This is a genomic window from Trueperaceae bacterium (assembly GCA_019454765.1).
Taxonomy (GTDB): domain Bacteria; phylum Deinococcota; class Deinococci; order Deinococcales; family Trueperaceae; genus JAAYYF01.
Map to the genome: position 1 here is coordinate 1 of JACFNR010000043.1, position 14308 is coordinate 14308.

Here is a 14308-nt window from a genome sequence, read left to right on the forward strand (position 1 = left end):
GCCCACCCGCGACCCGCCGCCGGCCGCTCGGTCGCGACTTGCGCCCCGCCCCCCGGTGCGCCAACCTTGAGCATGGCCACGAGCATGCTCACGCTTGACGCGCGGCGGACCGCCGCCCTCCTCCCGTACCGCGAACTGGCCGCCGAGCTCGCCGCCGTGCTCGCGGAGGCGGCGGCCGGGCGGGTGCGCGCCCTCGAGCGCGGCACCGCGCCACTGCCGGGCGGCGGCACCTTCCTCTCCATGGCCGCCGCCGACGTCGAGGCCGCCATCGTCAAGGTCGGCAGCGTCCACCCCCTCAACCCGGGCCGCGGCCTGCCGACCGTGCAGGCGGTGGTGGTGGCCATCGACGCCGTCGACGGCCGGCCCCGCGCGCTCCTCGACGGCACCACCGTCACCACCCGCCGCACCGCCGCGCTCTCGCTGTTGGCGGCTCAGCGGCTCGGCGCCGCCGCGGGTACGGCGCTGGTCGTCGGCGCGGGCGCGCAGGCGCTCGGGCACGTCGAGGCCCTGGCGGAGGGGATGGGGCTGGGGCGCCTGCTCGTCTCCTCGCGCCGCGCCGCGCCCGGCGAGGCGTTGGTGGCGCGGGCGCGGGAGCTGGGGGTGGAGGCCCGGCGGGTCGAACCGGGCGAGGAGGCGCTGCTTCAGGCGGTGGCGGAGGCGGACCTGGTCGTGACGACGACCAACGCCGCCGAGCCCGTCCTCCCCGCCGCGGCCGCCGCGCGGCTGCGGCCTGGCGCGACCGTCGTGGCTGTCGGCGCCTTCACGCCCACCATGGCGGAGCTGCCACCCGCGGTGGTGGCTGCATGCGACGTGGTGGTAGACACGCTTGCCGGCGCCCGGGCCGAGGCGGGCGATCTCATCCAGGCCGCCCAGTCGGGTGCCTGGGAGTGGGGCGCCGCCACGGAGCTGGCGGCCGCCCTAGCCGCGCCGCGCCGCCGCGAGCGGCCCGTGCTCTTCAAGAGCGTCGGCCACTCGATGTTCGACCTGGCCGCGGCGCGACTCGCCCTGCGGCTGGTCGATCAGACGATGTGAGACTCGCGCCGCGGGCCGGGCCCGGCCGCGGCCAGGAAGCGCTCGTAGCGGAACGGGTCGATGTCCAGGGTGCGCACGCGACCGAGCGCTGCCTCCTCGGCGACGAGCCGACCGACCCTCGCGGCCTGCTGCACGCCGTGCCCCGAGAAGCCGCAGGCGTTCAGCCAGGCCGTGGCGCCGGGCGCCACTGCGGGCATGCGCCCCAAGACCGGGTTCTCGTCCGGCGTGACCTCGTAGTAACCCCACCACGAGGCGCGGCGGTCCAGCCGGGTGGCGGCCAGCCACGGGAAGCGCTCCAGCGCCAGGCCGAGGACGCGGTCGAGGTCCGCGAAGTCGACGCCCTCGTGGAAACCTGGCGGCTGCTCGCGGTTGGAGCGGCCCATGATCACGCGCGGCCCCTCGCTGCGCAGGTAGACGCCCGAGGCGAGGTCGACGGTGAGCGGGTAGCGGTGGCGGGCGGGCAGCGGCGCCGTGGCGTAGACGCTCCGCAGCACGGGCACCACCGGCACGTCCAGTCCCGCCAGGGCCGCCACCTCGCCCGACCACGCCCCGGCCGCGCACACCACCTGCGCCGCCGTCACGCCGCCCTGCGGGGTGGTGAGGCGCCAGGCGGCGCCGTCGAAGGCGGCCGCCGTCACGGGAGCGCTAAGGAGCAGCCGCGCTCCTAGGCCGCGCGCCAGGTCGAGGTAGGCCATGGTGATGGCGTGCGGGTCGACCACGCCGTCCGCCGCCCCGAAGGTGGTCGTGAAGGTGGTCTCCGGGTCGATGGCGAACGGCACCAGGCGCTGCGCCGCGCTAGGGTCCAGCTCGGTGACGGGCGCGCCGTAACCCTGCTGCAGCTCGAGCGCCCGCAGGTGCGCGGGCGCCGCGGCGCGCGGGACCAGGAAGAGGTAGCCGAGGGGGTCGTAGCCCGACGGCCGGCCGTGCAGCGCCTCGAAGTCGCGGTACTCCTGGATGGACTCCCACGACAGGTCGACGTTCAGCGGGTCGCCGAACTGCACGCGCACGCCCGCCGCGCTGCGCCCCGTCGAGCCGCTCGCCGGCGCGGCCTGGGCCTCCACGACCACCGTGTCGAGCCCGGCCTGCGCCAGGCGGTAGGCGGAGGCCGCGCCGACGATCCCGGCGCCGATGACGGCCACGTCGGCGGTGATGGCGCCGCCGGGCCTCGGGCGCACGTCGGTCAAGCCTCCTCCAGCGAGGGCGGCCCGACCCGGAAGGCGGAACGCAGGAACACCGGCGTGACGAGCGTCGTGACCACCACCATCAGCACCATGATGGCGAACAGGTCCTGCGGGATGACGCCCCGCTCCACGCCGATGGCGGCCACGATCAGGCCCACCTCGCCGCGCGACACCATGCCGGCGCCCACGCGCGTGGCCTCGACCGTGGTGAAGCCCATGACGCGCGCCCCGAGGCCGGAACCGACCACCTTCGTGACGATGGCTAGGAGGATGATGACGAGGCCCACCCACACGAGCGGGCCGCCTATCGCCTCGCGCAGGTTGGCGCGCAGGCCGATGTCGGCGAAGAAGATGGAGACCAGGAAGCCGTAGCCGAAGACCTGCATGGCCTCCTCGAGGCGGCGCTTGAACTCCGTCCGGCCGAGGAGGATGCCCACCAGGTAGGCGCCCGTGATGGCGGCCACCCCGCCAAGGTACTCGGCCGACCAGGAGTAGACGAGCACCAGCACCAGGCTGATTGCCACCAGCGGCTGTGCGATGGGGAGCTTGTCGAACCAGCGCAGCAGGCGCGTCACGACGGGCGCCAGCAGCAGCGCGACCACGAAGTACGCCACCATCTTCACGCCCACCAGCCAGACGGGCGGCGCCGCGCCGGGACCGGCGGCGAAGAGCGCCACCACCACCGACAGGATGAGGATGCCCAGCACGTCGTCGATGACCGCGGCGCCCAAGATGGTCATCCCCTCCTTGGTGCGCAGCTTCCTGAGCTCCAGCAGCGTCTGGGCGCTGATCGACACGCTCGTGGCCGTGAGGATGGTGCCCACGAACACGGCCTCGTTCATCGGCATGCCCACCAGCAGCCCGAAGCCCCAACCGCCGAGGAGCGGCAGGAGCACCCCGCCCGTGGCCGACACGAGCGCCGGCATGCCCACCCGCCGCATGGCCGCGAGGTCCGTCTCCAGCCCCGCGATGAACATGAGCACCACCACGCCCAGCTCGCCGAGGAGCTTGATGGTCTCGGTCGTCTCGGCGGCGTGCACGAAGATCGGGAAGCCCATGAGGTCCAGCACGCTCGGGCCAAGCAGCAGCCCGAAGCCGATCTCGCCCACCACCGTGGGCTGCCCCAGCTTGCCGACGAGGTAGCCCGCCAGCTTGGCCCCCGCCACCACGATGGCCAGGACCAGCATCAACTCGAGGAACGGCGTCACGTGATGCCCCTCACCCGGCGAGCGTCTCGAGCTCGCGCACGTAACCCTCCAGCACGGCGAACGCCTTCTCGATGGGCGCGGGCGTCGTCATGTCGACCCCGGCGGCGCGGAAGAGCTCGAGCGGCTCGAGCGCCGACCCGGCGCGCAGGAAGGCAAGGTAACGCTCGGCCGGGGCGGCGTCGCCGCGCTCGTGGCCCTCGCGCACGTCGGCCGCCAGCGCCGCGGCCGCCGCGATGCCGACCGAGTACTGGAACGTGTAGAACGGCATGTAGAGGTGCCCGAACTGCGCCCAGGTGATGCCGGTGCGCTCGTCGGCGCGTATGACGTCGCCGTACCCCTCCTGGAAGAGGCCCTGCATGATGCCGACCAGGCGCTGCGCGGTGAGGCCCTCGCCGCGCTCCACGGCCCGGTGCGCCTCCAGCTCGAAGCGCACGAGCGTCGGCATGATGAAGAAGTAACGGTGGAAGTTGTAGAACGCCTCGTCGAGGATGGCGAGCCTCGCCGCCGGGTCGGTCGTCACCTTCAGCAGGTGGCTCCGCACCAACGCCTGGTTGAAGTTGGACGCCGTCTCCGCCACCACCATGGCGTAGTTGGCGTTGGCGGGCGGCTGCACCTCGTCCATCAGCTTCGAGTGCATGGCGTGGCCCAGCTCGTGCGCCAGGGTGCTCATGCTCTCGAGCGTGCCCTGGTAGCTCATCATGATGTAGGGCTGGCCGCGGTAGAAGCGCGTGGCGAAGGCGCCGTCGCGCTTGCCGCGGTTCGGGTAGACGTCGACCCAGCGCTCCTCGAGGAGCCCCCGGCGCAGCGGCGTCAGGTAGTCGTCGCCAAGGGGCGCCATGCCGGCCAGCACGTGGTCGACTGCGCGCGCGTACGGCAGGGCGGGCGAGCTCGTGGCGAGGGGCGCGAACACGTCCCACTCCCTCAGCTCCGCCACGCCCAGCAGGCGCCGGCGCGCCTCCCAGTAGCGGTGCCACACCCCCACGTTCCTCCCGAACACTTCCAGGACGTTCGTGAGCACCTCGCGCGGCACCTCGCGCGGCTCGAGCTGCTCGGCGAGCGTGTCCTCGTAACCCCTGGCGCGCGCCAGGAACGCCGACTGCTTGATGCGGCCGACGTACAGGTCCGTGAAGGTGTCCTGGTGCGAGAGGAAGGCGCGCGTGTAGGAGTCGTACGCCTTCTCCCTCAGGTCGCGGTCGGGCGACGCGATCAGGGCGGGGTAGGTGCTGCGCGCCACCTCGTAGCTGCGGCCGCCATGCTCCACGCTCGCGAACGGCAGCTCGCCGTTGGCGAGCGAGTTGTAGGCGCGCTCCAGGGCGCCGAACGGGTCGGCGGCGCGGCCCAGCACCTCCTCGACCTCGGCGCTGCGCACGTGGGCGCGGCTCGCCTCCAGCCGGGCGAACCACCGCGTCATGTCTGCCAGGCGCGGCTCCTCGCGCCCGAACTCCGCCAGCCGCTCGGCTCCAAGGGCGAGCAGCTCGGGCGCCACGAACGCCAGGTCGCTCCCGAAGCGCGCCGCCACCGCCTGGAAGCGCCCCGCCTTGGCGCGCGCCGCCTGGTCGGTCTGGTCCACGGCTATCGGCAGGGTGGCGTAGACGCGCAGCCGCTGCAGCTTGGTGACCGCCGGCCAGTAGGCGGCGAAGAAGTCCGCCAGGGTGGCGGCGCTCGCGCCGAGGCGCCCCGCGTAGGCGGCCAGCCCGGTCAGGTCGGTGGCCAGCCCCGCCAGGTCGGCCTCGAAGGCGGCCTCCGTGGGGTAGGCGGCCTCCAGGTTCCAGGTGAAGCTCGGGTCGACGTCCTTGCGGTGGGGGAGGGGCTCGGGCATAGGTGAGAGTGTAAGACGTGACGCCAGGGCGCCTCGGCGCCTCGGGGCGGCCGCGCCGAGCCGCCGGCGGCCTCAGGCGCCCAGGCCGGCGCCGAGGACGACGAGTACGAGCGTGATCACGCCCAGCAGCGCGCGCAGGGCGGCGGCGAGCCGGCCGCCCGCGGCGGCCCGGGCGGCGAGCCCCGCGTCGTTCGGGGTGGCGGCGGCGGCCGCGCGCAGCCGCGTCATGCGCCTGGCCTGCGCGACGGCCACGGCGAGGAGCGCCACCAGCGCCGGGGCGAGCGCGGCGAGCGCCACGGTGGTCGCGTCGCGCGGCCGGTCGAACAGCAACACGCCGCCGCTCAGGAGGGCGAGCGCCAGCGCGCCGCCCCCGACGGGCAGGTAGGCGCGGCCGAGGGCGCGGAAGAACGCCACGCGCTCCGCGGGTGCGAGGCTGCGGCGGGCGGCGAGCACCACCACCGGGATGGCCACGTAACCCCCCAACCACACGCCCGCGCCGATCAGCAGCAGGGCCAGCCAGGCGTGGTGCGCGGCGGGCGTCACGGTGGCGGCTGCGCGCCCGCGCGGCCGGGCGCCGGCGGTGAACGGCGCGTCCTCGTCACGGGGCCAGCCTACCCGAGGCCGACGGCGGTTGGCGGGCGCCCGGTCGCTTTGACAGCCGCCGCGGGCGGCGATATCATCCGCGAGACACTCGAGCCGTAGCAGGTAGCGTCAGGCCGGCGTTCGGCCCTGCCGACCCCTACCCGTAGCCTCGGGTGTACTTGCAGCGGTACCCGGGCGACGCCCGGCGTGGAGGTAGTCCGTGAAACGACTGTTGGTCGGCGTTGTCCTCTCGCTCCTGCTGCTCGCGGGTTCCGCGAGCGCGCAGCGCGTGAACGTGCTCTGTAGCCCCGACCTCGCCTGGTGCGAGGCGCTCGGGCCGGCCTTCAAGGCGGCCACCGGCCTCGACCTCGAGTTCATCCGCCTCGGCTCCAGCGAGTCGCTGGCGCGCCTCCGCGCCGAGGCCGCCAACCCCGTCTTCGACGTGTGGTTCGGCGGCACGGGCGACCCGCACCTCGCCGCCTTCAACGAAGGCCTCACCGAGTTCTACAAGCCGTCGCAGTGGGACGACCTCCTGCCGAGCCTCACGAAGGCCGTCGGCGAGACGTACATCCCGCTCTACACGGGCGCGCTCGGCTTCGTCGTCAACGAGGGCATCCTCGCCGAGCACGGCGTCGAGACGCCCAAGTGCTGGTCCGACCTGACGAACCCGGCCCTCAAGAACCTCATCGCCATGCCCGACCCGAACGCGTCCGGCACGGCCTACACGACCATCGCCACGCTGGTGCAGATCATGGGTGAGGACGCGGCCTTCGACTACCTCGCCAAGCTGCACCAGAACGTGCAGCAGTACACGCGCTCCGGCGCCGCCCCGGGCCAGCTGGCCGGCCGCGGCGACGTGGCCATCGCCATCCAGTTCATGCACGACGGCGTCAAGTTCGCCGAGGAGGGCTTCCCCCTCACCGTCATCGCCCCCTGCGAGGGCACGGGCTTCGAGATCGGCGGCCTGAGCCTCGTCAAGGGCGCGCCCGAGCGCGACGCCGCCATCAAGTTCATCGAGTGGGCGCTCACGCCCGAGGCGCAGGCAATCGCCGCCACCGTCGGCTCGTACCAGGTGCAGTCGAACAGCAAGACGCCCGTGCCGGCCGCCGCCCCGAAGCTCGACACCATCAACCTGATCGACTACGACTTCGCCAAGTACGGCGACCCCGCGGAGCGCGACCGCCTGGTCAGCCGCTGGACGAACGAGATCTTCCCGCAGCCGCGCTGAGCGCTGCCTGACAACGGGGACGGCGCCGCACCTGCTCGTCGGGTGCGGCGCCGTTTCACCCCCGCCCCACGGCGCCGCCAGGAGGCCGCCCGGGGTAGCGCCCGACCCGGAGGAGAACCGCCTTGTCCGTCCGTTCCATCTCGCACGCGCGAACCAGGGGGCGCGGCAGCCTGGCGGCCGTCTACGCCGTCGGCGCCGCCGCGGCGTTCCTCGCCCTGCCGTTCGGCAGGCCGGGGCGGCCGTTCCTCACCGTCGACCCGGCGTTCCGGCCGTGGAACCTCGACGCGCCCTGGCTGTGGCTCCTGCCCGTGCTGGCGCTCGTGGCCGCCGCCGCCGCCCTCGCGCCGCTCGACACCATCCGCCGCGGCAACGTCCTCACCTTCGCTGGCGCGGGCGCGTTCATCACCGGCACGGCCTGGCTCCTGACCACCAAGACCGCGTTCGGGATGGGCGCCCTCGTGTCGTTGGCGCTCCTCATCGTGGTGATGGGTTACGGCCTCAGCCTCTCAGGCCGCGTCCGCGCCGACCCGTTCGTGGCGGCCAGCATCCTCGTCACGGGCCTGCTCGTGCTGCTCCTCGTCGTCTACCCTCTCGTCACCGTGCTGCAGGCGTCCGTCATCGTGAACGGCAAGTTCACCTTCGAGAAGTTCGCCTCCACCCTGCAGACCAGCCGCTTCCTGCTGATCGAGAACCCGTTCACCGACCGCAGCGAGAGCGCCCTCGTGCGCGGCTTCGCCCTGGCGGGGCTTGCGCTCGGCGCGGCGTGGGCGCTGTGGCGGCGCGCCGGCGTCGCGCGCGTGGTCGTGGGCGGCCTCGTGGGCGGCCTCGGCGGGCTCGGCCTCGGCCTCATGCTGTTCGCGCGCGGCGCCGTGCCGAGCAGCCTGGCGCTGGCCGTGATAGCGGCCGGCTTCGCGACCCTCCTCGGGCTCGGCTTCGCGCTCCTCGGGCAGCGGACGCGGTTGCGCTTCGTCAAGACGTCGCTGGGCGCCTTCAGCGTCCTGCCCATCATCACGCCGCCCTTCATCCTCGCCTTCTCCATGATCTTCCTGCTGGGCCGGCGCGGCCTCCTGACCTTCGACATCCTGGGTATCTCGAGCAACTGGATCTTCGGCATCCCCGGCGTGGCGCTGGCGCAGGTGCTGGCGTTCACGCCCATCGCCTACATGGTCATCCAAGGCTCGGTGGCGGCGCTGGACGCGGCGCTCGAGGAGGCGTCCACCACGCTGGGCGCCAGCCAATGGCACACGTTCCGCACCATCACGTGGCCGCTGCTCAGGCCCGGCCTCGCCAACGCCTTCCTCCTCACCGTCATCGAGTCGTTCGCGGACTTCGGCAACCCCCTCATCCTGGGCGGCGACCGCAACTACCTCGCCACCGAGGTGTTCTCCGCCTTCGCGGCGCGCTTCGACCAGGCCGAGGCCGCCGTCTACGGCGTGGTGCTCCTCTTCGTGGTGCTCCTCGTCTTCTACGCCCAGGCGCGCTGGCTGGGCCGCGGCTCCTTCGTGACCGTCACGGGCAAGCCGTCCAGGCGCGCCTTCGGGCGCCTACCGGCCGCGCTGGAGGCGGCGCTGCTCGTCGTGTTCGCCGTGTGGGCCCTCACGGTGGTGGCGCTATACGCCTCCATCATCTACGGCTCGTTCGTGAGGCTGTGGGGCGTCAACGGCACCCTCACCCTCAAGCACTGGCAGGACCTCGCCAAGGCCGGCATCCCCGTGTTCCTCTACACGGTGCGCATCGCCGCCATCAGCGCGGTGCCCGCGGCGCTCCTCGGCTTCCTCATCGCCTACCTCGTCGTGCGGCAGGAGTTCTGGGGCCGCAAGCTGCTCGAGTTCGGCTCCATGCTGTCGTTCGCCACGCCCGGCACCGTGATGGGCATCGCCTACATCCTCGCCTTCAACACGGGCCCGTGGCTCCTCACCTCGAGCGCCGCCATCATCGTGCTGGCCTTCATGTTCCGCAACATGCCCGTGGCCATCCGCGGGGGCGTGGCGGGCTTCGCGCAGATCGACAGGAGCCTCGAGGAGGCGTCCACCATGCTCGGCTCGAGCGCCTTCCGGACGCTCCGCACGATCCTCGTGCCGCTCCTGATCATCCCCATCGTGTCGGGCCTGATCTTCGCGTTCGTGCGCGCCATGACGGCCATCAGCCAGGTCATCTTCGTCGTCAGCCCCGGCAACCAGCTCACCACGGTGCTGCTCCTCGGCTGGGTGGAGCAGGGCCAGACGGGGCGCGCGGCGGCCATGGGTACACTGTTGATCGTCTCGATGCTGGTGGTGATCCTGCTGCTCAACCTGCTCACCCGCCGCCGCGGCGGCATGACCGGAGAGGTGGTGGCCTGATGCCGGCGCCGGCGCCCGTTAGGCTCGAAGGAGTGACCAAGAAGTTCGGACAGGACGTGGTGGCCGTCGACCGACTCGACCTCGCCATCACGCCCGGCTCGCTCGTCACGCTGCTCGGCCCCTCCGGCTGCGGCAAGACGACCACGCTGCGCATGATCGCCGGCCTCGAGGCCGTGTCGGGCGGCAGCATCATGATCGACGACCAGGACGTCACGCGGCTCGCGGCCAACCACCGCGACGTCACGATGGTGTTCCAGAGCTACGCACTCTTCCCGCACATGAGCGTCTTCGACAACGTGGCGTACGGCCTGCGCATCGCCCGCGTGTCCGGCGCCGACCTCGAGCGCCGCGTCAGGGAGGCGCTCGACACGGTGGGCCTCGTCGGCCTGGAGAAGCGCAGCCCGGCCGCCCTGTCGGGCGGGCAGCAGCAGCGCGTGGCGCTGGCGCGCTCGCTCGTGCTCGAGCCGCGCGTGCTCCTCTTCGACGAGCCCCTCTCCAACCTCGACGCCAAGCTGCGCCGGCGCGTGCGCCAGGAGATCAGGGAGCTGCAGCAGCGCCTCGGCATCACGAGCGTGTACGTGACGCACGACCAGGAGGAGGCGCTCGCCATCTCCGACACCATCGTCGTCATGAAGGGCGGGCGCATCCAGCAGCAGGGCACGCCACACGAGCTGTACACGCAACCCGCCAACCGCTTCGTGGCCGACTTCATCGGCTCGGCCAACTTCCTGCCCGGTGAGTACGCCGGCACCAACGTGAGCGTGGGCCCTTATCGCTTCGGCTACGAGCAGGCGTTCCCCGGCGGCAAGGCCACCGTCATGGTGCGGCCCGAGGCCGTGCGCCTCGCGCCCGGCGGCGAGGGCGGCGGGCCGGACGGCGGGCACCTGCCCGGCACCATCAAGAGCGTGAGCTACCTGGGCGTCACCAGCGAGCTGCTCATCGACACGCCCCTCGGCGAGCTCGCGTCGAGCGTCTCCGGCGAGGGACGCAGCAGCTTCCGCCGCGGCGACGCGGTGGAGGTGACGTTCCACCCCGCCGGCGTCTACCTGCTCCCGCCGGGGGGCGAGGCGGCGGCATGAGCAAGCGGCGCCTCACGGTGGGCCAGGCCATCGTCGCCTACCTGGCCGCGCAGTCCTCCGAGCGCGACGGCGTGGCGCGGCCCCTCGTGCCCGGCATGTTCGCCATCCTCGGGCACGGCAACGTCACGGGCCTGGGCCAGGCGCTGCAGGAGCTGGGGCCCGAGGTGGGCCTCGAGGCGTACCGACCGCAGAACGAGCAGGCCATGGTGCACACGGCGGCGGCGTTCGCCAAGCACGCCAACCGGCTGCAGGTGCTCGCCTGCACCGCCTCGATCGGACCGGGCTCCACCAACATGCTCACGGCGGCGGCGGGCGCCACCATCAACCGCCTGCCCGTGCTGCTCTTCCCGTCCGACTACTTCGCCAACCGCGTGCCCGACCCGGTGCTGCAGCAGCTCGAGCACCCACTGGAGCACGACGTGAGCGTAAACGACGCCTTCAGGCCCGTGTCGCGCTTCTTCACGCGCATCACCAGGCCCGAGCAGCTCCTCGCCGCGCTGCCCGAGGCCATGCGGGTCCTCACCGACCCCGCCGAGACGGGCGCCGTCACCATCGCCCTGCCCGAGGACGTGCAGACGGAGGCGTACGACTGGCCGGAGGCGTTCTTCGCCCCGCGCGCGTGGCGCGTGCGCCGCCCCGAGCCGGAGGCCGAGCTGGTGGCCGAGGCGGCGCGCCGCCTGGCGCGCGCCGAGAGGCCCCTGATCGTGTGCGGCGGCGGCGTCATCTACTCCGGCGCCAGCGAGGAGCTGGCCGCGTTCGCCCTGCGCCACGGCGTGCCGGTGGTCGAGTCGCAGGCCGGCAAGGGCGCCCTGCCGTGGGACCACCCCTTGAACGCCGGGCCCGTGGGGGCGGCGGGCGGGTTGGCTGCCAACCGCCTGGCGGCCCGCGCCGACCTGGTGGTGGCCGTTGGCACGCGTCTCGGCGACTTCGTGACCGCCTCCAAGACCGCCTTCCAGGACCCCGGCGTGGAGTTCGTGGGCGTCAACGTGACGCCCTTCGACGCGGCCAAGCTGGGCGGCATGGCGCTCGTGGCCGACGCCAAGCGCGCCCTGGAGCGACTCGGCGCTGCCCTGGAGGCGGCCGGCTGGGAGGGGGCGCCCGCCGCGTGGCGCGAGCGGACGCGGAGCCTCAAGCGGGAGTGGGACGGCGTGGTCGACGAGCTGCGCGCCGGCAAGGGCCTGGCCGCCACGCGCGGCGGGGTCGACCCGGGCGCGCAGGTGGCCGCCGACGACCGCCTGGCGCAGGCCGAGGTCATCGGCATCGTGAATGACGCCGTGGGCGGACACGCCACCATGATCTGCGCCGCCGGCAGCATGCCAGGCGACCTCCTCAAGCTGTGGCGCCCGGAGGACCCCAAGGCGTACCACCTCGAGTACGGCTACAGCTGCATGGGCTACGAGATCCCCGCCGGCATTGGCGTGAAGCTCGCCGAGCCCGAGCGCGAGGTGGTGGTCATGATCGGCGACGGCTCCTACCTGATGATGAACAGCGAGATCGTGACGGCGCTGGCCGAGGGCCTGCGCTTCACGGTGGTGCTCGTCGACAACCACGGCTTCCAGTCGATCCACGGGCTGCAGCGCGCGTCTGGCACGCCGTCGTTCCTCAACGAACTCAGGAGCCGCGGCGGGGCCGCCCTCGACGGGCCGTACCAGACCGTCGACTTCACCGCCCACGCCCGCTCGCTCGGGGCCAACGCGCTGTACGCGCCCACCCGCGAGGCGCTCGAGGAGGCGCTGGCGGCCGCCAAGGGCGACGAGCGGTTGAGCGTGATAGTGGTGCCCACGCATCCGGAGAAGCGCGTGCCGGGCTTCGAGGGGTGGTGGGACGTGCCCATCGCCGAGGCCACCGAGCAGGAGAACGTGCGCGCCGCCAGGTGGGAGTACGACCTGGGCCGCGCCAAGCAGAGGCCCGTATGAGCGCCGCTGCCCCACGCGTCGGGATAGGCCCCATCGGCTGGGTGAACGACGACATCCGCGGCTGGGGGCCCGGCTACACGGCCGAGCAGGTGATGAGCGACATGGCGGCCCTCGGCTACGCGGGCTCGGAGATGAGCTACGTCTACCCGCAGGAGCCGGCGGCGCTGCGCGCCGCCCTGGCCGGGCACGGGTTGGTGCTGGCCGGCGCCTACCGCTGGACCAACTTCGCGCACGCCGAGTACCTCGAGGAGGAGCTGGCGCTGGCGCGCGCCCACGTCGACTTCTGCCGCGCCGCCGGCGCGGGGTACGCCAACCTGGCCGAGGGCGGCGGCTCGCTGCACTGGGACAGGCGCGGGCAGTCGGACGCCGTGGAGCCGCTCACCGGCGACCAGTGGGCGCGCGTGTGCCGCGCCTTCGACGCGGTGGGCGCCTACGCCCGCGAGCGCGGCGTGACCCTGTGCGTGCACCCGCACGGCGGCACCGCCATCGAGCGGCCCGCCGACATCGAGCGCCTGTTCGCCCTCACCGACCCCGAGCTGGTCGGTTACTGCCTCGACACTGGCCACGTGGCCTACGGCGGTGGCGACCCCGGCGACGTCACGCGCCTGCTGGCGCCGCGCGTGCGCTACGTGCACCTGAAGGACGTGCGCGCCGACGTGCTGGAGCGCGCGCGGGCGGGGGGCCTGTCGTTCGTGGAGGCCGTGAAGGCGAACGTGTTCTGCACCCCCGGTGCTGGGGCGCTGGACTTCGACCCCGTGATGGCCGCCCTGAGGGAGGCGGGCTACGCGGGGTGGTACATCGTGGAGGCGGAGCAGGACCCGGCGGTGCACGACCCGTACCGCGTGTCGGGCGCCGCCAGGGAGTTCCTGCGGGAGAGGTACGGCCTGTGAGCCGCCGCTCCAGGGCGGCCGGGGGACCGAGGAGCGGTCATGAGCCAAGCTAACGGTAGGGCAGAGGGAAGCGTCGGTTTCCTCGTCATCGGGGCGGGGCGCATGGGCGCGCTGCACGCCCGTCACCTTGCCGGCGCCGTGGACGGCGCTCACCTCGTGCGGGTGGTGGACGCCGACGCGGCCGCCGCCGCGCGGGCCGCCTACGGCGGGGCCGAGTCGGGCACCGACCTGGCCGCCGCCTTGGCCGACCCGCGGGTCGGGGCGGTCCTCATCGCCTCGCCCACCACCCTGCACGCCGAGCACCTCGAGGCGGCCGCGCGGGCCGGCAAGGCCATCTTCTGCGAGAAGCCCGTGGCGCACGAGCTCAAGCGCACGGAGCAGGCCCTCGCCGTCGTGCGGGACGCCGGCGTGCCGTTCCAGATCGGGTTCAACCGCCGCTACGACCCCGGCTTCGCCGAACTGGCGCGCACGGTGCGCGCGGGCGAGATGGGGCGGGTGGAGATGTTCCGCAGCCAGTCGTCGGACCCCACGCCGCCGCCGGAGGATTACGTGGCCACGTCGGGCGGCATCTACGTCGACTCCGTGATCCACGACATCGACATGGCCCGCTTCGTGGCCGGCGAGGTCACGCGCGTGACCGCCCTGGGGCGCGTGCTGGTGGAGCCGTACCTCGAGAAGCACGGCGACATCGACACGAGCATCCTCACCCTGGAGTTCGAGTCGGGCGCCATCGGCGTGCTGCAGAACACGCGCCGCACCGTCTACGGTTACGACCTGCGCGTGGAGGTGCACTGCGCCCAGGGCAAGCTCGTCTCCGAGGCCGAGCGCGCCACCAACCTGTGGCGTTACGGCAAGGGCGGCATAACGGGCGACTACGTCTACTACTTCCTGGAACGGTTCCGCGACGCCTACCTCGTGGAGGTGCAGGCGTTCGTGGCCGCGCTGCGGGCGGGCGAGACGCCCACGCCGGGGCCTAGTGACGCGCTCGGGTCGTTGCGGGTGGCGTTGGCGGCGCGGGAGAGCCTGCGGCGGGG

At 73.2% G+C, this 14308-nt stretch carries 11 protein-coding genes; 7 read left to right on the forward strand and 4 right to left on the reverse strand.

Annotated features, from left to right (window positions below; translation table 11 throughout):
- Window positions 1-84 precede the first annotated feature (84 nt).
- Window positions 85-1032 carry a delta(1)-pyrroline-2-carboxylate reductase family protein gene (locus tag H3C53_10910; protein MBW7917176.1) on the forward strand — a complete coding sequence of 316 codons (948 nt, stop codon included), beginning with the start codon at window positions 85-87 and terminating at the stop codon, window positions 1030-1032.
- Here the strand turns inward: H3C53_10910 and H3C53_10915 are convergent.
- From H3C53_10915 to H3C53_10930, 4 genes are all read right to left on the reverse strand, one after another.
- Window positions 1020-2183, reverse strand: coding sequence for an FAD-binding oxidoreductase (locus tag H3C53_10915; GenBank protein MBW7917177.1), 1164 nt, complete (start codon window positions 2181-2183; stop codon window positions 1020-1022). The genes H3C53_10910 and H3C53_10915 overlap by 13 nt on opposite strands.
- A 29-nt stretch (window positions 2184-2212) precedes the next feature.
- Complete coding sequence (locus H3C53_10920) at window positions 2213-3421, reverse strand: cation:proton antiporter (protein MBW7917178.1); 1209 nt, start codon at window positions 3419-3421, stop codon at window positions 2213-2215.
- A gap of 10 nt (window positions 3422-3431) precedes the next feature.
- Window positions 3432-5240 carry an oligoendopeptidase F gene (gene pepF / locus H3C53_10925; protein MBW7917179.1) on the reverse strand — a complete coding sequence of 603 codons (1809 nt, stop codon included), beginning with the start codon at window positions 5238-5240 and terminating at the stop codon, window positions 3432-3434.
- Window positions 5241-5312: 72 nt separating this feature from the next.
- Window positions 5313-5783 (reverse strand): hypothetical protein, encoded by a 471-nt coding sequence (locus H3C53_10930; GenBank protein MBW7917180.1) that lies wholly within the window; start codon window positions 5781-5783, stop codon window positions 5313-5315.
- Between the two features lie 259 nt (window positions 5784-6042).
- Between H3C53_10930 and H3C53_10935 the strand changes: the two genes are divergently transcribed.
- The 6 genes from H3C53_10935 to iolG all read left to right on the forward strand — a co-directional run.
- A complete protein-coding gene (locus H3C53_10935) occupies window positions 6043-7050 on the forward strand; it encodes an ABC transporter substrate-binding protein (GenBank protein MBW7917181.1) in 1008 nt (335 codons plus the stop codon).
- 137 nt (window positions 7051-7187) lie between these two features.
- Complete coding sequence (locus tag H3C53_10940; GenBank protein MBW7917182.1) at window positions 7188-9389, forward strand: iron ABC transporter permease; 2202 nt, start codon at window positions 7188-7190, stop codon at window positions 9387-9389.
- Window positions 9389-10468 (forward strand): ABC transporter ATP-binding protein, encoded by a 1080-nt coding sequence (locus H3C53_10945; GenBank protein ID MBW7917183.1) that lies wholly within the window; start codon window positions 9389-9391, stop codon window positions 10466-10468. Before H3C53_10940 ends, H3C53_10945 begins: the two co-directional genes overlap by 1 nt.
- Window positions 10465-12384 carry a 3D-(3,5/4)-trihydroxycyclohexane-1,2-dione acylhydrolase (decyclizing) gene (gene iolD / locus H3C53_10950; protein ID MBW7917184.1) on the forward strand — a complete coding sequence of 640 codons (1920 nt, stop codon included), beginning with the start codon at window positions 10465-10467 and terminating at the stop codon, window positions 12382-12384. The genes H3C53_10945 and iolD overlap by 4 nt, the downstream gene beginning before the upstream one ends.
- Window positions 12381-13274: a TIM barrel protein gene (locus H3C53_10955; protein ID MBW7917185.1), complete on the forward strand. Its 894-nt coding sequence runs from the start codon at window positions 12381-12383 to the stop codon at window positions 13272-13274. The genes iolD and H3C53_10955 overlap by 4 nt, the downstream gene beginning before the upstream one ends.
- Before the next feature lie 39 nt (window positions 13275-13313).
- The coding region (gene iolG / locus H3C53_10960; protein ID MBW7917186.1) for an inositol 2-dehydrogenase at window positions 13314-14308 on the forward strand (995 nt) is incomplete at its 3' end.

Bases quoted from the DNA above. Each gene is read 5' to 3' on its own strand.
- H3C53_10910 (MBW7917176.1), top strand. From the start codon at position 85: ATGCTCACGCTTGACGCGCGGCGGACCGCCGCCCTCCTCCCGTACCGC.
- pepF (MBW7917179.1), bottom strand. From the start codon at position 5,240: ATGCCCGAGCCCCTCCCCCACCGCAAGGACGTCGACCCGAGCTTCACC.
- H3C53_10945 (MBW7917183.1), top strand. From the start codon at position 9,389: ATGCCGGCGCCGGCGCCCGTTAGGCTCGAAGGAGTGACCAAGAAGTTC.
- iolD (MBW7917184.1), top strand. From the start codon at position 10,465: ATGAGCAAGCGGCGCCTCACGGTGGGCCAGGCCATCGTCGCCTACCTG.
- H3C53_10955 (MBW7917185.1), top strand. From the start codon at position 12,381: ATGAGCGCCGCTGCCCCACGCGTCGGGATAGGCCCCATCGGCTGGGTG.